The organism is Rhodanobacter sp. B04 (assembly GCF_002001125.1).
In the GTDB taxonomy this organism is placed as follows: Bacteria; Pseudomonadota; Gammaproteobacteria; order Xanthomonadales; family Rhodanobacteraceae; genus Rhodanobacter.
This window is the reverse complement of sequence record NZ_MUNV01000005.1, coordinates 257,995-277,858: the sequence shown is the minus strand read 5'-3', so window position 1 is coordinate 277,858 and position 19,864 is coordinate 257,995. Positions and strand designations below refer to the sequence as shown.

The 19,864-nt window shown below is 64.6% G+C and carries 13 protein-coding genes and 2 pseudogenes; all 15 read left to right on the top strand.

The annotated features are described in order from the left end of the window. Positions 1-41: 41 nt before the first annotated feature. The 15 genes and pseudogenes from B0E46_RS01230 to B0E46_RS01160 all read left to right on the top strand — a co-directional run bounded on the left by B0E46_RS01230 (position 42) and on the right by B0E46_RS01160 (position 19,832). Positions 42-1,385, top strand: coding sequence for a TolC family outer membrane protein (locus tag B0E46_RS01230; RefSeq protein ID WP_077553880.1), 1,344 nt, complete (start codon positions 42-44; stop codon positions 1,383-1,385). Positions 1,386-1,448: 63 nt separating this feature from the next. After that, the gene (locus B0E46_RS01225) at positions 1,449-2,756 is read left to right on the top strand and encodes an ABC transporter permease (protein ID WP_077553879.1); all 1,308 of its coding nucleotides are present in this window, start codon (positions 1,449-1,451) and stop codon (positions 2,754-2,756) included. Between the two features lie 10 nt (positions 2,757-2,766). Beyond that, a complete protein-coding gene (locus B0E46_RS01220) occupies positions 2,767-3,999 on the top strand; it encodes an FtsX-like permease family protein (RefSeq protein ID WP_077553878.1) in 1,233 nt (410 codons plus the stop codon). Between the two features lie 51 nt (positions 4,000-4,050). Next, positions 4,051-5,367, top strand: a pseudogene (locus tag B0E46_RS01215) (ABC transporter permease). Between the two features lie 87 nt (positions 5,368-5,454). Continuing rightward, the gene (locus B0E46_RS01210; RefSeq protein WP_077553877.1) at positions 5,455-6,714 is read left to right on the top strand and encodes an ABC transporter permease; all 1,260 of its coding nucleotides are present in this window, start codon (positions 5,455-5,457) and stop codon (positions 6,712-6,714) included. Between the two features lie 60 nt (positions 6,715-6,774). Further along, entirely contained in the window at positions 6,775-8,088 is a 1,314-nt protein-coding gene (locus tag B0E46_RS01205; RefSeq protein ID WP_077554152.1) for an ABC transporter permease, read from the top strand. A gap of 44 nt (positions 8,089-8,132) precedes the next feature. Then, complete coding sequence (locus tag B0E46_RS01200) at positions 8,133-9,338, top strand: FtsX-like permease family protein (protein ID WP_343124465.1); 1,206 nt, start codon at positions 8,133-8,135, stop codon at positions 9,336-9,338. Between the two features lie 55 nt (positions 9,339-9,393). Further along, positions 9,394-10,701, top strand: a complete 1,308-nt coding sequence (locus tag B0E46_RS01195; protein WP_077554151.1) for an ABC transporter permease — start codon at positions 9,394-9,396, stop codon at positions 10,699-10,701. Between the two features lie 7 nt (positions 10,702-10,708). Continuing rightward, on the top strand, positions 10,709-11,941 hold the full coding sequence (locus B0E46_RS01190) for an FtsX-like permease family protein (RefSeq protein WP_077553875.1): 1,233 nt from the start codon (positions 10,709-10,711) through the stop codon (positions 11,939-11,941). A 96-nt stretch (positions 11,942-12,037) separates the two neighbouring features. Beyond that, positions 12,038-13,356, top strand: a pseudogene (locus tag B0E46_RS01185) (ABC transporter permease). Positions 13,357-13,367: 11 nt separating this feature from the next. Then, positions 13,368-14,582, top strand: coding sequence for an FtsX-like permease family protein (locus B0E46_RS01180; protein WP_077553874.1), 1,215 nt, complete (start codon positions 13,368-13,370; stop codon positions 14,580-14,582). Positions 14,583-14,660: 78 nt separating this feature from the next. After that, entirely contained in the window at positions 14,661-15,977 is a 1,317-nt protein-coding gene (locus B0E46_RS01175) for an ABC transporter permease (RefSeq protein ID WP_077553873.1), read from the top strand. A 9-nt stretch (positions 15,978-15,986) separates the two neighbouring features. After that, on the top strand, positions 15,987-17,225 hold the full coding sequence (locus tag B0E46_RS01170) for an ABC transporter permease (RefSeq protein WP_077553872.1): 1,239 nt from the start codon (positions 15,987-15,989) through the stop codon (positions 17,223-17,225). 56 nt (positions 17,226-17,281) lie between these two features. After that, complete coding sequence (locus B0E46_RS01165; RefSeq protein ID WP_077553871.1) at positions 17,282-18,589, top strand: ABC transporter permease; 1,308 nt, start codon at positions 17,282-17,284, stop codon at positions 18,587-18,589. Between the two features lie 13 nt (positions 18,590-18,602). Further along, a complete protein-coding gene (locus B0E46_RS01160) occupies positions 18,603-19,832 on the top strand; it encodes an FtsX-like permease family protein (protein ID WP_077553870.1) in 1,230 nt (409 codons plus the stop codon). Positions 19,833-19,864: the final 32 nt, after the last annotated feature.

The window sequence follows — 19,864 nt, the reverse complement described above, 5'->3', positions numbered from 1 at the left end:
GTTCATTCATGCCGATCCAACCCCGAAGGCGAGAACCCTCCATGCGCGTCAAGCTTTTGCCCCTGCTGCTTTGTCTTGGCCTGATGCCGATACCGGGTCACGGCGAGGATCTGATGGATGCCTACCGTCAGGCCATCGCCAACGACCCGGTGCTGAGTACGGCCGATTCAGCGCGCCTGGTGGTTGCCGAGGGCGTGCCGCAGGCGCGCTCGGCACTGCTGCCGCAGTTGTCGGTGGGGTTGGGGCTGGAGCAGATCCGCGGCGGCAACGGTTCGGTCACCAGTTCCGGTGGCAACATCGTGTCCACCGGTTCGAGTGGCTACACGCGCGAACGCGATCTGAGCACGACGCTCAGCCAGCCGATCATCAATCTGTCCGCGATCGCCAACCTGAAGGCCGCGCGGGCCAGCCGCGACTCGGGTGACGAAACGTATCGTGCCGCACTGCAGAACCTTTACGTACGTGTCTGCAACGCCTACTTCAACGTGCTGGTGGCGCAGGACACCCTGGACGTCTATCGCTCGTACGAGGACGCGTACAAGCAGGAGTTCAACCAGTCCAGCGTGCGCATGAAGAACGGGCTGGCCACGGCGTCGGACGTGAGCCAGTCGGAGGCCTATTACCTCTACATCAAGTCGCAGCGGATCAGTGCGCAGGTCAACCTGAAGGACGCGCAGCGCGGGCTGGAGCAGATCACCGGCAAGCCGACCGAGACGCTGAAGAAGCTGCGCGAGGATCTGCCGATGCAGGCACCCGCGCCGGCCGATGCCAAGGCATGGGTGGACGCGGCGATGGAGAGCAACCCGGTCATCCTGGCTGCGCGCTACGCGGTGACGGCGGACGAACATCGCGTGTCAGCCGCGCGCGCCGGGCATCTGCCCACGCTCAATGCCAGCGTGCAGTACGGCAAGTTCGGCAGCTGGTCCCGCGCGGTGCCCGGTGCCGCCGCGTACGGTCCCGGCGTGACCACCGTCGGCTTGACCCTCAGCGTGCCGATCTTCAGCGGTGGGCTCACTCAGTCGCAGGTGCGTCAGGCGATCGCGCAGCGTGACGAGGACCAGGGCGTGCTGGAAACCCAACGACGCCAGGCCGCGCGGAACGCCGACAACTACTACAACCTGGTGGTGGATGGCATCGAGCAGGTCGACGCCGCACGCACCTCGGTCGATGCCGCGCGCAAGTCGCTGGCATCGATGCGCGCCGGCTACGAGATCGGCACGCAGAGCCTGACCAACGTGGTGTTCGCCATCGAGCAGCTGGCCAACGTGCAGAGTGAGTACATCGTCGTGCGCCACCAGTTCATCCTCAACAAGCTGCTGCTCAAGCAGGCTGCCGGCAGCATCGGCGTGGACGACCTGGAAGACGTCAACAGGCTGCTGCAATGAACTGCATTCATCCGCATCCTGCGCTGCGCCGGGAGCACGGGTATCGACGCGAAGGCCTGGACCATGTTCGCGTACTATTTTGACCTCGGCCTGCGCAGCCTCAGGCGCAATCCGGCACTCACCGCGCTGATGGTGATGGCGATCGGCTTTGGCGTGGCGGCGTCGATGATCACGTACTCGGTGTTTCGTGCCGTGTCGGGCAACCCGATACCGGACAAGTCCGCACGACTTTACATCCCGCAGATCGATGGCTGGGGACCGCAGCAGAACAGCAAGGGCGAGCCCGCCGACGCGTTGAATTACATCGATGCCATGGCATTGATGCGTGCGCATCGGGCTACGCGGCAGACGTTCCTGTATGGCGTGAGCATGTCGGTGCTGCCGGAAGGCAGCCAGAGCCTGCCGGTCGCCGCGAATGGCTATGCGGTATACGGCGATTTCTTTCCGATGTTCGAGGTGCCGTTCCTCTACGGCAGGAGTTGGGGCGCGGCGGAGGACGACAGCCGCGCGGCCGTGGTGGTGTTGAGTGAGGAGTTCAACCAGAAGCTGTTCGGCGGCGCCAATAGCGTAGGCCGCGAAATCACGCTGGACGGACATGACTATCGCGTCGTCGGCGTTGCCCGGCATTGGGACCCCAAACCGCGCTTTTTTGCGCTGTTCAATGGCAGCGGTTTCCAGGATCCCACGGATTTCTACCTGCCGTTCACCCGCGCGATGGATGTGCAGGTCAACCCGAGCGGCAACAGCTGCCGGGGACATATGAACTTTGCGGGCTGGAACGACTGGTTGCAAAGCAACTGCGTGTGGGTCACGCCGTGGGTGGAGCTGGACAGTGCGTCGGACGTATCGGCCTATCGCCGTTTCCTGGAGGACTACGCAGCCGACCAGCAGCGTGCCGGACGCTTCGCCTGGGCCCCCAATGTGCGCTTGCGCGATGTGGCGCAGTGGCTCGACTACCAGCAGGTGGTGCCGGCGGAGAGCCGCATCTCGCTGATCGTGGCGTTGGGCTTCTTCGCGATCTGCCTGATCAACACGATCGGCCTGCTGCTGGCCAAGTTCCTGCGCCGTGCCGGCGAGATCGGCGTGCGCCGTGCGCTGGGTGCCTCGCGCCGGGAGATCTATGCGCAATACCTGATCGAGGCAGCCACGGTGGGCCTGGCCGGCGGCGTGTTCGGCCTGCTGCTGACGGCCGTGGGCATTTGCGGAGTAAGCCTGCTGTTCAATCCGGAGATCGCACGCCTGGCGCACCTGGACCTTTCGCTGGTGGGGCTGACCCTGACGGTTGCGGTGTTCGCCACGATGGCGGCGGCGTTCTACCCGGCCTGGCGCGCGGCGCAGGTACAGCCGGCCTGGCAGCTCAAGGCCAATTGAGGCGACGCCGATGAGCATGCAGATCAAACCCATCCTCGCCGCATTGCGCCAGCACAAGGCCGGCACCGTGCTGATCGCCCTGCAGATCGCGCTGACCCTGGCGATCGTCTGCAATGCGTTGTTCATCATCCGGCAACGGGTGGCGCATCTCTCCGAGCCGACCGGCATCGATGAAGCGAACCTGTTGGTAGTGGCCAACCAGTGGGCGGGTCACTGGTCGCCGGCACAGGTCGATGCGCAGATCCTGGCCGACCTGGCTGCCTTGCGGCAGCTGCCCAGCGTGCGCGATGCCTCGCCCAGCGATGGCTATCCGCTCAGTGGCGGCAACTGGGACAACTTCGTGATGCGCACGCCCGAGCAGCTCAAGCCGACCACCGACGCATCGGTGTACATGGGCGACGAGCACATGCTCGATACGCTGGGCGTGAAGCTGATTGCCGGGCGCAACTTCAACGCCTCCGAAATCATGCAGATGGCATCGCGCCAGGTGGTGATCCCGCCCGTGGTGATCGTGACCAAGGCGCTGGCCGACCATGTGTACCCGGACGGTTCGGCGCTGGGCAAGCCCATCTACTCGATGACCACCACGCCGAGCGTCATCATCGGCATCGTCGAACGCTTGCAGCGGCAAAACGTGTCGAACTGGAGCAAACCCTACGCGTACGAATCCCTGCTGTGGCCGATACGCGAAGACACCGATGGCCTCTACTACATCGTGCGCTCCAAACCGGGCCAGCTCGCCGATGCCATGCGCGAGGTGCCCAAGGCGCTGTACGCGCAAAGCCGCATGCGCGTCTTCGATCCCAAGAATGGCGGGAGCTTCGCCCAGATACGCCAGCGTGCCTACGACAGCGACCGCGGCATGGCGATCCTGATGGGCATCATCAGCGTGGTGTTGCTGGCCATCACGGCGGCGGGCATCGTCGGTCTCACCAGTTTCTGGGTCGGCCAGCGCCGCAAGCAGATCGGCGTGCGCCGCGCGCTGGGTGCCACGCGCAGCGACATCCTCCATTACTTCCTGACCGAGAACCTGCTGATCAGCGTTGGCGGCGTGCTCGCCGGCACGGTGCTGGCGGTCGGCATCAACCTGTGGATGGTGACCCGGTTCGAGATGTCGCGGCTGTCGATGGGCTATGTCGGCGCCGGAGTGATCGTGTTGCTGCTGCTAGGCCAGGGTGCGGTGCTGGGGCCGGCCTTGCGTGCCTCGCGCGTTTCGCCGGTGGAAGCCACGCGTTCGACTTGAAAACTTTACACCCCGCCTGAGTGCAGGAAGGGGTCAACGGAGGGTGGACACATGTTTGCTTATTACCTTGAACTGGCTGTTCGCAGCCTCCGGCGCAGCCCCGGCCTCACTGCACTGATGGTGCTGGCAATCGGCTTCGGCGTGGCCGCCTCGATGACCACGTGGTCGGTGTTCCGTGCGGTGTCCGGCGATCCGATTCCGTGGAAGTCGTCGAAGCTGTTCGTGCCGCAGATCGACAACTGGGGCCCGAACGGACGCGGCAGCGACGGCGAGCCGCCGAATGCGATGGACTACAACGACGCGATCACCTTGATGCGCGATCACCGCGCCAAGCTGCAGTCGGCGATGTACCAGATCTCCCCGTCGATCGTGCCGGCGGATGCCAGCAAGCACCCGATCAACGTCAGCGGTCACGCGGTGTATAGCGAGTTCTTCCCGATGCTGGACGTGCCGTTCCTGTACGGCAGCGGCTGGAGCGCCGACGACGACACGCAACGCGCCGCGGTGGCGGTGATCAGCAGCAAGCTCAACCAGAAGCTGTTCGGCGGCGACAACAGCGTGGGCAAGACGGTGAACATCGAGGGCAAGGACTAACGCGTGGTGGGTGTGTTGAACGACTGGAACCCGCAGCCGCGCTTCTTCGATGTGGTCAACAGCGGCGGCTTCTCCACCGGTGTCGAGGACGTGTTCCTGCCGTTCCAGCGGGCCATCGCCGTGGGCTTGCCGAACGACGGCAACACCAATTGCAACGCGGTGCCGACCGAATCGGGTTTCGTCGGCCTGCAGCATTCGGCCTGCGTGTGGATCGCCTACATGGCCGAGCTGGACGACGCAACGGCAGTAACGGCCTACAAGCAATATCTCGATGGCTATGCGCACGACGCGCAGCAGTCAGGCCGCTTTGGCTGGGCGCCGAACAACCGTCTGCGCGACCTCCCGGCATGGCTGGACAACCAGCACGTGGTGCCCAGCGATACCAAGGTGTCGCTGCTGGTCGCGCTCGGCCTGCTGCTCGCCTGCCTGGTCAACACGGCAGGCCTGCTGCTGGCGAAATTCCTGCGCCGCAGCAGCGAGATCGGCGTGCGGCGTGCGCTGGGGGCGCCGCGCCTGGCGATCTATGCGCAGTTCCTTACCGAGGCCGGCATCATCGGTCTGGCCGGTGGCGTGCTGGGTCTGCTGTTGACTGGTGTTGGCGTGGTCAGCGTGAGTTGGGTGTTGCCGAAGGACATCGCCGCGCTGGCACGGATCGACTTCTCCCTGCTCGCGTTGACCCTGCTGGTGGCCGTCATCGCGACCACCCTGGCCGGACTCTATCCCACCTTCCGTGCTTCACGCGTGCAACCCGCGTGGCAGCTCAAGAGTAATTGACACGTTCTGCATGCGCACGAAAGCGGCCATCCGTGGCCGTACTCCCAATAAAAGCCGGTTTCATAGGGCAGCGAAAGGAAAACCCTCATGACAATGCATCCCATTCTTGCGGCATTGCGCAAACACAAGGCCGGCGTGGTATTGATCTCATTGCAGATCGCGCTGACCCTGGCGATCGTCTGCAATGCGGTGTTCATCATCGGCCAGCGTGTCGAGCGGGTGAACCGGCCCACCGGACTGGACGAGAACGATCTTTTCCTGGTCACCCAGCAATGGGTGGGTGCGCCCAGCGGAGACGACCCGGCCGGGGTGGAAAAACTCGACGTGATGCAGCGGGAAGATCTGGCCGCGCTGCGCAACCTGCCCGACGTGGCCTCGGTGGCGCCAAGCAATTCCGTGCCCCTGCTCAATTCCTCATGGACCGGCTCGCTGTCGCTCAAGCCCGGAGCCCAGTTGGGCAGCAAAGGTGGCACGCGCACGGCGTACTACTTTACCGACGAGCAGGCACTGACCACGCTGGGTTTGCACCTGGTGACGGGCCGCGCTTTCAATGCCGGCGATGTGCAGCATCAGGGTGCACGCGACCAGCGTGACCGTCCGGTCGTGATCGTGACCAAGGCGCTGGCCGACAAGCTGTTCCCGCAGGGCAATGCGGTCGGCAAGGTGATTTATTCGGATGGCAGCACTGCGCCGAGCACCATCATAGGCGTGGTCGAACGCCTGCAGATTCCAAGCACCGGAAGCTGGGGCAATGCCTTTACCTGGTACTCGACCCTGGTGCCGACCCGGCTGGATTCGAGCTATGCACGCTATGTGGTACGCGCCAAACCGGGCCGGCGAGATGCAGCGATGCGCGCCGTACCCGCGGCGCTGTATGCGGTCAATCCGATGCGCGTGCTGGACGACGATGAAAGCGTCAAGTCGTTCGCCGACATCCGTGCCAGTGCCTATCGCGCCGACGTCGGCATGGCGATCCTGATGGGCGTGGTCTGCCTGATCCTGCTCTGCGTCACGGCGGCGGGCATCGTCGGCCTCACCAGTTTCTGGGTCGGCCAGCGGCATCGGCAGATCGGCGTACGCCGCGCGCTCGGCGCCCGCAAGGTCGACATCCTGCATTACTTCCAGATCGAGAACCTGCTGATTGCCGGCGCGGGCGTGGTGCTGGGCGTGCTGCTGGCGGTGGGCCTCAACACCTGGCTGATGACGCACTACGAGATGACGCGCATCCCGCTGCCGTACGTGATGACGGGTGTGCTGGCGATGCTCGTGCTCGGGCAGCTCGCGGTGTTCGTGCCGGCGCGGCGTGCGTCGAATGTGCCGCCGGTGACGGCGACGCGGGCAGTGTGATGTTTCCTCCCCTTCCCTGCGTGCAGGGGAGGGGAGGGGAGGACAACCAAGGGGATGGAATTGTTCGCCTATTACCTCGAACTGGCGTTCCGCAGCCTGAAGCGAAGTCCCGGCCTGACGGCGCTGATGGTGCTGGCCGTCGGATTTGGTGTGTCGGCATGCATGACGACATGGTCGGTGTTCCGGGCCGCCTCGGGCGACCCGATTCCGTGGAAGTCGTCGCAACTGTTCGTGCCGCAGATGGACATCTGGTCCAGCTCGGCCCGCAGCGGCGACGGCGAGCCACCGGATGCGCTCACCTATACCGATGCGCTCGCGCTGATGCGCGATCATCGCGCGTTGCGCCAGTCAGCGATCTACGAGATTGCGCCGGCGGTGTTTCCGGCGCGCGCCGGGCAGCATCCACTCACCTTGGGCGGTTACGCTGTCTATGCAGAGTTTTTCCCGATGCTCGACTTGCCGTTCCTCTACGGGCAAGGCTGGAGCGCTGCAGAGGACGCGGCCGCCGCGCCGGTAGTGGTAATCAGCCGCGCGCTCAACGACAAGGCTTTTGGCGGCGCCAACAGCGTCGGGCGCAGCCTGGACATTGCCGGCCATGATTACCGTGTGGTCGGTGTCATCGACGACTGGAATCCGCAGCCGGCGTACTACGACGTGTTCGGCACAGGCGGTTACACCCGCGAAGGGCCCGCGCTGTTCGTGCCTTTCACGCGAGCGATCGCGGGCGATCTCGAGAACGGGCGTACCGCCTGCGACGCCGAACCGTCCTCGCCGGGTTTCGCCGGGTTGCAGCGTTCCGAGTGCGTGTGGATCACTTTTCTTGCCGAGCTGGATACGCCGGCCCGGGTACGCGCCTACCGGCAATACCTCGACGATTACGCGGCTATGCAACGCCGCGCGGGCCGCTTCCTGGGCGCGCCAAACAACCGGCTGCGCGATCTTCCGGCCTTTCTGGCGGCCGAGCAGGTGGTGCCTGGCGACACGCGCGTATCGTTTCTGGTGGCTGTCGGCCTGCTGGTCGTCTGCTTGTTCAACACGGTTGGGCTGCTGCTGGCCAAGTTTCTCCGACGCAGCGGTGAGATCGGCGTGCGCCGCGCGCTGGGCGCCGGGCGCGGCGCGATCTACGCCCAGTTCCTTACCGAAGCGGCCATAGTGGGCCTGGCCGGCGGCGCGCTTGGCTTGTTGCTGACAGGCCTGGGTGTGCTGGGCATCGGCGCAGTGCTGCAGCCTCGTCTTGCCGCGCTTGCCACGCTGGACGTGCGCCTGCTGGTGACCACTGTGGTGGTGGCCGTGCTTTGCACGGTGTTGGCCGGCCTGTACCCGTCGTTCCGCGCGGCAAGGGTGCAGCCTGCCTGGCAACTCAAGTCGGACTGACCGCCATGACCATGCATCCCATTTTCCGGACCTGGAAACGGCACATGGCCGGCATCGTGCTGATCGTCGTGCAGATCGCCCTGACGCTGGCCATCGTGTGCAACGCGCTATTCATCGTCGGCCAGCGCATCGAACGGATGCGGCGCCCGAGCGGCGTGCAAGAGCAAGGGCTGATCCGCATTTCGCAGACCTGGCTGGACGCACCCGATGCCGGCACGCCCGCCGGCGTGGACAAGCTCGACGCCATGCAGCGCGCCGACCTCGAAGCCCTGCGTCGCCTGCCCGGGGTGATCGACGTGGCGGCCAGCGACAGCATGCCGTTGCAGGGAGCGATCTGGAGCGGCGACCTACGGCGCGACGCCAACCAGAAGCGGGCAATGGGCCAGGCCGCGCTGTATTACGGCGACGACCATATGCTGCCGACGCTGGGCCTGCGGCTGGTGGCCGGGCGCAATTTCAACCCGGAAGAAATCGACCACCACATGCTGCGCAGTGTCCAGACACCCGCGGTCTGTATCGTCAGTCGCGCGGTGGCCGACCAGTTGTTTCCGGCAGGCGGCGCGCTGGGCAAGACGATCTACGTCAACCGGCACCCCATCACCATCATCGGCATCGTAGCGCTGCTGCAGACGCCCACCCTGGCCGAATGGGGGCGCGACTGGGCCTACGATTCGATCCTGATGCCGGTACGTCTCGATGGCGCCTCAGCCAGCTACGCGCTTCGCGTGCGGCCCGGGCGCGAGCAAGCCGTGATGCGCGCTGCGCGAGATGCGCTGTTCGCGATCGACCCGCTGCGCGACATGCCGGACACCTGGGGCCTGCAAACGATGCGCGAGATCCGCTTCAAGGCCTACCGCGGAGATCGTGGCACCGTGATCGTGCTGGGCATCGTCTGCCTGATCCTGCTGATGGTCACCGCCGCCGGGATCGTCGGGTTGACCAGCTTCTGGGTCGGCCAGCGACGGCGGCAGATCGGCATCCGTCGCGCGCTGGGAGCGCGACGGCTCGACATCCTGCGTCATTTCCAGACAGAGAACCTATTTATCGCCGGCATCGGCGCGGTGCTGGGCGTGCTGCTCGCGGTGGCTCTCAACCTGTGGCTGATGGCGCACTACGAGATGCCGCGCATTCCACCACCGTATGTGTTTGCCGGCGTGCTGGTGATGCTGGCGATCGGACAGGCATCGGTGTTCGTGCCGGCGCGGCGCGCTTCCAAAGTGCCGCCGGTGGTGGCGACGCGGGCGGTTTGACGGCTTTGCCTTGCCCCGGGAGATGGGGTGCATGAACGCAACGGAGCAACTGAAGATGTTCGCCTACTACCTTGATCTGGCCTTGCGCAGCCTGCGGCGCAACCGGGCACTCACCATGCTGATGGTGCTGGCGATCGCGCTCGGTATCGGCGCCAGCATGACCACATTGACCGTACTGCATGTGCTTTCGGGCGATCCGCTGCCGGGCAAGAGCGCGCAGCTGTATTACCCGCAGGTCGACCCGCAGGACATCAAGGGCATGTACCCGAGCAAGGAGCCGCCGGATCAGCTCACGTTGATCGATGGCCTGAACCTGCTCCATGCCGCGCGTGCGGATCACCAGGCGCTGATGACCGGCGGCTCGGTGCCGCTGCAGCCGGAGCAGTCCTCGCTCGATCCGTTCTATGTCGAAGCACGCTACACCACGGCGGATTTCTTCAGCATGTTCGACGCGCCGTTCCTGTACGGCCACGGTTGGACCGAGGCGGACGGCGAGGCCAAGGCGCGCGAGGTGGTGATCGCGAAATCGCTCAACGACAAGCTGTTTGCCGGGGCCAACAGCGTGGGCCGCACGCTGCGCATGGCCGGCACCTCGTTCCGCGTGGTGGGCGTGCTGGACAGCTGGCAGCCGAACCCGCATTTCTATGATCTCAACACGGGCTCCTACGCCTATGGCGAGCAGGTGTTCCTGCCGCTGCAGACCATGCTGGAGCTGCGGTTGGATCGCGGCGGATCGACCGATTGCTGGGGCAATGGCGGCGGTGGCGTCGGCAGCATCCTGCCTTCGGATGACTGCGTGTGGCTGCAGTTCTGGGTGCAGCTGGACAGCCCCGCGAAAGCAGCGGCGTACAAGGAGTTTCTGGCGCACTACTCGCAGGACCAGAAGGCGCTGGGCCGCTTCCAGCGTGCGCCGAACGTGCGCCTGCGCAGCGTGATGCAGTGGCTCGACTACCAGATGGTGGTGCCCGACGACGTGCGCCTGCAGAACGGTCTGGCGTTCGGCTTCCTGCTGGTCTGCCTGGTCAACACGGTGGGGCTGATGCTGGCCAAGTTCATGCGCCGCGCGGCCGAGCTCGGCGTGCGCCGCGCGCTGGGCGCGTCGCGGCGCGCGCTGTTCGCGCAGCTGCTGATCGAGTCCGGCGTGGTCGGCCTGGTCGGCGGCATCGGTGGCCTGCTGCTGGCGATGTTCGGTCTGTGGCTGGTGCGGCAGCGGCCTTCGGATTACGCCGCGCTGGCACACCTGGACCTGAGCATGCTGTTCACCACTTTCGTGCTGGCGGTGTGCGCGACCCTGCTGGCCGGCCTGCTGCCGGCCTGGCGCGCCTGCCAGATCGCGCCCGCCCTGCAATTGAAGAGCAACTGAGGTGAGCATGGACATTCTTCCGATCCTTTCCACGCTGCGCCGGCACAAGCTCACGTCGTGGCTGCTGGTCCTGGAAATCGCGCTGACCTGCGCCATCGTCTGCAACGCGGTATTCCTGATCGGCCAGCGCCTGCAACGGATGGACATGCCCAGCGGCGTGGCCGAGCACGAGCTGCTGCAGATCCAGGTCGCCGACGTGACGACGCCGTCCAATCCGTATGCCCGCCTCGCGGAGGATGTCGCGGTGCTCAGGCATGTGCCCGGCGTGCTCTCGGTGGCTTCCTCCAACCAGGTGCCATTCGGCAACTCATCGTCGAACGGCAACATCCGGCTCGATCCGGCGCAGCCCGAGCGCACGCTCAACGCCACCACCTACTTCGGCGAGAACCTGGTGCCGACGCTGGGCACGCGGCTGGTCTCGGGGCGCGACCTGCAGTCGGACGATTTCGTCGACGTGGAGACGGCGATGAAGGGGCTCGGCAACGGCGACAGCAAGAGCCTGCCGCATGTGACCCTGATCACCCGGACCCTTGCCGAGCGCCTGTGGCCGGGGCAGAACCCGCTGGGTCGCATCATCTACCTCACGCCCGTGGTGGGTCTGCGCGTGGTCGGCGTGGTGGACAGCCTGGTGCGGCCGAATGCCTACGACACGGCCAAGGCGCAGTACACCATGATCGTGCCGCTGCGCATGGGCGCGAGCAAGGACCAGAGTTACCTGATCCGCACCCGGCCGGAAGATCGCGCAAGCGTGCTGGCCGCGGCGCTGGCCGCGCTGAAGAAGGCCGACCCGCAGCGCGTGGTGACCACCCAGCGCAGTTTCGACGAAGTGCGCCGGAGGTTTTTCCAGGACGACCGTGCGATGGCCGGCATGCTGGTCGGCGTGATCGCGGCGCTGCTGATCGTCACCGCGCTGGGCATCGTCGGACTGGCCAGCTTCTGGGTGGCGCAGCGCCGCCGTACCATCGGCGTGCGCCGCGCGCTGGGCGCCACCCGCGGCAACATCCTGCACTACTTCCAGACCGAGAACTTCGTGCTGGCCACGTTCGGCATCGCACTCGGCATGGTGCTGGCCTACGGCATCAACCTGTTCCTGATGAGCCACTACGAATTGCCGCGGCTGCCGGGCGCCTATTTCCCGGTGGGGGCTGTGTTGCTGTGGCTGATCGGGCAGGTGGCCGTGCTCGGCCCCGCGTTGCGCGCGGCAGCGGTGCCGCCGGTGGTCGCGACACGGTCAGTGTGATGTCCGCGGGAGCGCACCCTTGCGCGATGGCCACGCGCAGGCCAATGCGCCGGGCCGGGTGCGCTCCCACAAAGAACGACATGATGGAGTGATGTGATGTTTGCCTATTACCTCGACTTGGCCCTGCGCAGCCTCAAGCGCAACAAGATGCTCACCGCGTTGATGATCGTCGCGATCGCAGTCGGCATCGGTGCCAGCATGACGACGCTTACGGTGATGCACCTGCTATCGGGCGATCCGCTGCCGGGTCGCAGTCAGCACATCTTCTACGCCCAGGTGGACGCCTCGCCAGCCGGCTACAGCAAAGGCGGCCCGCTGGACATGCTCGACTACCACTCGGCGGTGGATCTCTGGAGCGCGCATCGTGCCGACCGTCAGGCGCTGATTGCCGGAAGCGATGTCAAGGTTCGCGCGCCGGATACTACCTTGCCCCTTTGATGGTGCCGATGCTTGCCACGACCTCCGAGTTCTTTGCGATGTTCAAGGTGCCGTTCCAGTACGGCAGCGCCTGGACGGCTGCCGACGGCTCCAGCCGTGCGCGCGTGGCGGTGATTTCTTCCGACCTCAACGACAAGTTGTTCGGAGGTGCCAACAGCGTGGGCAAGACCCTGCGCCTGAAAGACAGCGACGTGCGGATCGTCGGCGTGATGAAAAGGTGGCGGCCGTCGCCGCTCTTCTACGACGTGCGTGGTGGGCGCTTCGCCGAAGGCCAGACCTCGTCGTTCTACGTCAAGCCCGAAGGCGTGTTCATGCCGTTTTTCAGTGGGCTGGAGGTCAACGAAGGCAATTTCTGGCAGTTCACCTGCTGGGGCAAGGTTGCCACCCCGGGGCATCTGCAGGATGCGCCGTGTGTCTGGGTCGGCTTGTGGGTGCAGTTGGACAGCGCAACCAAGGTGGCGGACTACCGCACCTTCATTGCGAACTATGCGCAGCAGCAAAAGCTGCTGGGGCGCTTTGCCAATACCGATACCCGCATGCCTAGCCTGATGCAGTGGCTGGTGTTCAACCATGTGGTGCCCAGTGACGTCAAGCTGCAGACGTGGCTGGCGTTTGCGTTCCTTGCGATCTGCCTGTTCAACATGATCGGCCTGCTGCTGGCCAAATTCCTGCGTCGCAGCAGCGAAATCGGCGTGCGTCGCGCACTGGGTGCCAGTCGTGGCGCGATATTCGCGCAATGCCTGGTCGAGGCCGGAATGGTCGGCGTGGTCGGCGGCATCGGTGGTTGGTTGCTGACCCTGCTGGGTCTGTGGCTGGTGCGACGGCAACCGGTCGAATACGCCGACCTCGCGCACCTGGACATCGGCATGTTCGGCTTGACGCTCGCGCTCGCCGTTGCGGCCAGTCTGGCGGCTGGTCTGTTGCCCGCTTTGCGGGCCAGCCGGGTGGCACCGGCGCTGCAGTTGAAAACGTTGTGAGGAACGGAACGATGCAGATCAGGCCCATTCTTTCCGCGCTGCGCAAGCATCGTCTGTCCACGATCCTGATAGCGCTGGAAATCGCGCTGGCCTGCGCGGTGCTGTGCAATGCGTGTTTCATCATTTCCCAGCGCATCACGGCCATGCAGATTGTCAGCGGAGTGGATGAAGCTGCGCTCGCATCGGTGCAACTGACCGGCTACGACTCCGCGCAAGCGGCCGACGTGGATGCACGGGCGCTCGCTGCCTTGCGCGCCGTTCCCGGCGTGGAGTCGGTGTCGTTACTCAATTCCATCCCATTTGGCAGCCGCCGCGGTACCGCCGGGATCTCGACCGATGCGGCCGGCCAGCATTTTGGTGGCGTGATCGAATTCTACGTGGGTGGTCCGGGCAGCCTGCAGACGCTCGGCACCAAGGTCATTGCCGGACGCGCACCGCAGACCGATGACTTTCATGCGTTCACCAGCTTCATGCCTGACGAGGGCAGCGTCCAGATCACGCAGGCTCTGGCCGAGCATTTGTGGCCGGGCGCCGATCCGCTCGGCAAGGAGTTCTGGATGCTGAAGTCGCACTACCGCGTTGTCGGCGTGTTGAAGAACCTGGTGCGGCCCGATCCGACCGGATGGACGCCAGAACAGCGCCAGTGGTCAGTATTCCTGCCCGCGCAGCCGGGTCCGTATCTGACTGGCAGCTACCTGTTGCGGGCCAATTCCGGGGATTTGCCGCGCGTGCTGCGCGATGCCCTCGCGGCCGTTGCCAAAGCCGTGCCGGAAGTGGTGATTGATCGGGAAAACAGTCATGCCCTGACAGATCTGCGCCGCGACGTCTTCAAGAACGACCGCGCCATGGCGGGCATGCTGGTCGGCGTGATCACCGCCATGCTGCTGGTCACTGCCCTGGGCATCGTTGGCCTGGCCAGCTTCTGGGTGGCGCAGCGGCGCCGGCAGATCGGCATTCGCCGCGCGATCGGTGCCACGCGCGGTGACATCCTGCGCTACTTCCAGACCGAGAATTTCCTCATTGTTTCGTTCGGCATCGTGCTGGGCATGCTGCTGGCGTTTGCATTGAACCTGCTGCTGATGACGCATTACGAATTGCCGCGGCTGCCGCTGTATTACCTGCCGATCGGTGCGCTAGTGCTGTGGGGACTCGGCCAGCTGGCCGTGCTCGGCCCAGCGCTGCGCGCGGCGGCCGTGCCACCGGTGGTGGCGACGAGGTCGGTGTGATGAAAAGGAATTTCACGATGGGATGTCATTCGGTCGCCGGGAGCAGGGCCGGCGCCAGTCAAAAGGGGAGAGGGCGGCATGTTCGGCTATTACCTTGAACTGGCTCTGCGCAGCCTGAGGCGCAGTCCCGGTCTCACCGCGCTGATGGTGCTGGCGATCGGCTTCGGCGTGGCGTCGTCGATGACGACGTGGTCGGTCTTTCGTGCGGTATCGGGTGATCCGATTCCGTGGAAGTCGTCGAAGTTGTTCGTGCCACAGATCGACATGTGGGGGCCGAGCGCTCGGGGCAGTGACGGTGAGCCACCGGATGCGCTGGATTTCGCTGACGCCATGGCCTTGATGAAGGCCCATCGGGCCAGCCGGCAATCGGCGATCTACGCAGTGTCGCCGTCGGTGGTGCCGGCGGCCACGGGGGCGTTTCCGCTGAATGTGTCGGGCTATGGCGTCTACAACGAATTCTTTCCCATGCTCGACGTGCCGTTCCTGTATGGCAGCGGCTGGAGTGCCGCCGACGATGCCAGCCGGGCGGCCGTGGCGGTGATCAGCCATACGTTGAGTCAGCAGGCATTCGGTGACGGCAACAGCGTCGGCAAGACGATCGACATCGAAGGCCGGGACTACCGCGTGGTCGGGGTGCTGGCGGACTGGAATCCGCAGCCGATCTTCTTCGATGTACGCGACACCGGCGGCTTCAGTGGCGACGGTCCCGATGTCTTCTTGCCGTTCGACCGGGCGATCGCGGTCGGCATGCCGAACGACGGCAGCACCAACTGCTCCGTGATGCCGGCTGCCGAAGGCTTCGTTGGCCTGCAACAGTCCAGCTGCATCTGGATCGCCCTCATGGTCGAGTTGGATGATGCGGCGGCGGTGACCGGCTACCGGCAGTTTCTGGATGGCTATGCCGCCGAGCAGCAGCATGCCGGACGCTTTGCGTGGACGCCGAACAACCGGCTGCGCGACCTGCCGGCCTTCCTGACGTTCGAGCATGTCGTACCGCGCGATACCAAGGTCTCGCTGCTGGTGGCGCTGGGCCTGCTGATCGTCTGCCTGATCAACACGGTGGGCCTGCTGCTGGCCAAGTTCCTGCGTCGCAGCGGCGAGATCGGTGTGCGTCGTGCCTTGGGTGCGCCGCGTGCGGCGATCTATCAACAATTCCTCTGCGAGGCAGGTGTGGTCGGTGCCGCCGGTGGCGTGCTGGGCTTGCTGCTGACCGGCGTGGGTGTGGCTGGCGTCGGCCTGGTGTTGCCCAAGCGCATTGCCGATCTGGCGCACATCGACCTCTCCTTGCTGGCGCTGACCATGCTGGTGGCGATCCTGGCGACCCTGCTGGCGGGGCTGTATCCCACGTTCCGGGCCTCGCGGGTACAACCCGCGTGGCAACTGAAGTCGAACTGAGGCGTTGCCATGACCGTGCACCCCATCATCGCGGCGCTGAAATGGCACAAGGCCGGCGTGTTGCTGATCGTGCTGCAGATCGCGCTGACCCTGGCGATTGTCAGCAATGCGATCTTCATCATCAGTCAGCGGATCAGTGTGATCCAGCGGCCGACCGGCGTGGTCGAGCGCGACTTGTTCCGGGTCTCGCAATCTTTCGTGGGCGCACCGAGTGGGGATGATCCTGCCTCGCTCGACAAGCTGGACGCGCTGCAGTTGGCCGATCTGGGCATCTTGCGTCAGCTACCGGATGTGCAGTCGGTAGCCGCTTCCGACGGCATGCCGCTGCAGGGAAGCATCTGGGTGGGTGGCCTCGCGCTTACCGCGGATCAGAAGACGCCGACCAGCGCCGCGGGCTTGTACTACGGCGACGAACACATGCGTTCGACCCTCGGCGCGCGCCTGGTCGCCGGTCGTGATTTCAATGCCGGCGAGATACTGCACCACACCATCAACAGCACCGTGCCCTCGCCGGTGATCATCGTCAGCCAGGCGTTGGCGGACAAGCTGTATCCGCACGGCGATGCGCTGGGCAAGACGGTGTACCTCGACAGCAAGCCGACCGTGATCATTGGCATCGTTGATCGTCTGCAGGTTGCCAATGCCTCGACCCGGCCGTGGGTCTACATGTCGGTGATGGCGCCGGTCCGGCTCGACGGCGTCAACGCCAACTATGTGGTGCGCGCCAAACCCGGTCGGCTTCTGCCAGCGATGCAGGCGGCGCGCAAGGCACTGTTTGCCGCCAACCGGATGCGCGTGATGCCGGATAGCTGGGGCATTCAGTCCCTGACGGAAATTCGCGACAAGGCTTATCGCGCCGATCGTGGCATGGCGTTGTTGATGGGCCTCATCTGCCTGATCCTTCTTGGCGTCACCGCCGCCGGCATTGTCGGCCTGACCAGCTTCTGGGTCGGCCAGCGGCATCGCCAGATCGGCATTCGTCGCGCACTGGGGGCCCGCCGCATCGACATCCTGCATTACTTCCACGCCGAGAACCTGTTGATCGCCGGTGTCGGCGTAGTCGTGGGCGCGATGCTGGCACGAGGTCTGAACGTGTGGCTGATGACTCAGTACGAGATGGCGCGCCTGCCCGTGACATACATGGTGACCGGCGTACTCGCGATGCTGGCGATCGGACAGGTCGCGGTGTTCGTACCGGCGCGCCGTGCGTCCCTGGTGCCGCCGGTGGTGGCGACGAGGGCGGCTTGATGATCGGGAATGGATAAAAGCACCACGTGATTTCAACGATTGACGGGGTACATGGAATGTTTGGCTATTACTTCGATCTGGCATGGCGCAGTCTGAAGCGCAACAAGGTGCTCACGGCGCTGATGGTGCTGGCGATCGGGCTGGGCATTGGCGCCAGCATGACGATGATCACGGTACTGCACGTGATGACTGCCGATCCGTTGCCGGACAAGAGTGCGCGGTTGTTCTATCCGCAGATCGATCCACAAGACATGGAAGGCTACACACCGGGCAAGGAGCCGATGGATCAGTTTTCATGGATCGATGCAATGAACCTGCTGCATGCGCGCAAGGGTAGTCATCAGGTGGCGATGACCGGTGGGCGCGTCACGGTGCGCCCACCACAGGGCGAAAGCCGTGCCTTCTTCGCCGATGCGCGTTACACCTCATCCGATTTCTTCAGCATGTTCGACGTTCCGTTTCTGTACGGCGGCGGCTGGACGGCCGATGACGACGACAGGCAGGCGCGCGTGGCGGTAATCTCGCGCACACTGGCTGACAAGCTCTTCGGCGCCGATCATGCGGTGGGCCAGTCGCTGCGGCTGGGCAAGGATGTGTTTCGCGTCATAGGTGTGGTCGATCACTGGGATCCAGTGCCGCATTTCTACGATTTGACACAAGGTAGCTACCACAAGACCGAGGATGTGTTTCTGCCGCTGGAAACGGCGATGGCACTCGGCCAGGGTACTTCCGGCAACATGAGTTGCTGGGGCCACGGTGGCTTTCCCGATCCGCGCAACATGAAAAATGCTAACTGCGTATGGATGCAGTTCTGGGTGCAACTGGATACGCCGGCACAGGTGCAGGCGTATCGCGAGTTTCTGGTGCACTACTCTGAGCAGCAGAAGATGCTGGGGCGTTTCCAGCGGCCGCCGAATACGCGGCTGCATGACCTGATGGGCTGGCTGGACTACAACCATGTCGTGCCGGGCAGCGTGCAACTGCAAGCCTTGCTGGCGCTGGGCTTTATGCTGGTTTGTCTGGTCAACACGGTGGCGTTGCTGCTGGTGAAGTTCCTGCGGCGCAGCAGCGAACTGGGCGTGCGGCGTGCCATGGGTGCGTCGAAGCAGTCGATCTTCGCGCAGTTGCTGACGGAGGCGTCCTTGATCGGCATCGCAGGCGGTATTGCAGGATTATTGCTGGCGTTTGGCGGCTTGTGGATCGTTCGTCATCAGCCGGTGGAGTACGCGCCGTATGCGCACCTGGATATGGCGATGCTGGGCGCGACGCTGGTGCTCGCGCTGTGCGCCACCGTACTCGCGGCGATGTTCCCCGCCTGGCGCGCGTGTCGCGTGCAGCCTGCTCGTGTCCTGAAGATCCAGTGAGGAGACGCACGTCATGCATCCTATTATTTCCGCACTGAAGCACCACAAGACCGTGGTGATTCTGGTGGTGCTTGAGATCGCGCTTACCTGCGCGATCGTCAGTAATGGCATCTTCATCATCGGCAACCACCTGGCGACCATGCGCATGCAAACCGGGGTGGCGGACAACGAGCTGGTATGGGCCGAGAGCAGCGGCATTGGTGACGCCAGCACGTCAGCCAGCCAGGCCAGTCGGGCCGCCGCCGATCTGGCCGCACTGCGCGGCATGCCCGGGGTGAAGTCAGCGGTCATCACCAATTCGCTGCCGCTCAGCTCCACCGGCTCGTGGGGCACCTGCATAGCGCGCAAGGCAGGCGGGGCAGATGCCGAATCGGTTTGCACGGTCGTCATTTATGCCGGGACCGCGGGTGTGGTGAATACGCTCGGGATCAGGCTGTCGCAGGGGCGTGATTTTCTGCCGCAGGAATATCAGGACTACGACCCGTTCCAGGGCGAAAGGGCGCCCCCGCCATCGGTGATCATCACCCGATCGCTGGCGCAAAAAATGTGGCCCGGAGAGGATCCGCTGGGCAAGCCCATTTTTCTGGGTGACAAGAATTCAGGTGTCACCCATGTCGTGGGTGTGACGGATCATTTGCTTAACCCGAGCATCAACAAGCAGAGTGGCGCCGATCTCAACATGTTGCTTCCGGTAACGTTGGCAACGGGCAACATGTACGTGCTTCGCACACAGCCGGGTGTGCGTGACGCCACGTTGCGCAATCTGCCCAAGGTACTCGATGGCGTGGACGAACAGCGCATCATCACCGAAAACCACAGCTACTCGGATACCGTCTCGGACTACTTCCACGACGACCGCGCGTTGATCTGGCTGTTGCTGGTGGTGATCGGCAGCCTGCTGGCGCTTACTGCGCTAGGTGTGATCGGGCTGTCCAGTTTCTGGGTACAGCAGCGCACGCATCAGATCGGCATCCGCCGCGCGATCGGTGCCACCCGGGGCGACATCCTCCGTTACTTCCAGACCGAGAATTTTCTGATCGTCAGTGCTGGCATCGTGCTTGGATTGGGGCTCGCCGTGGTGCTGAATCTGCTGTTGATGAAGCAATACGAGCTGCCACGCCTGCCGCTGACCTATCTGCCCATCGCCGCGATCGTTCTATGGCTGCTTGGTCAGCTGGCTGTGCTCGGCCCGGCACTGCGTGCGGCGGCGGTGCCGCCGGTGGTGGCGACGCGGTCGGTGTAGTGGGAAAAAACAGATAAGGCACCTCGTGATTT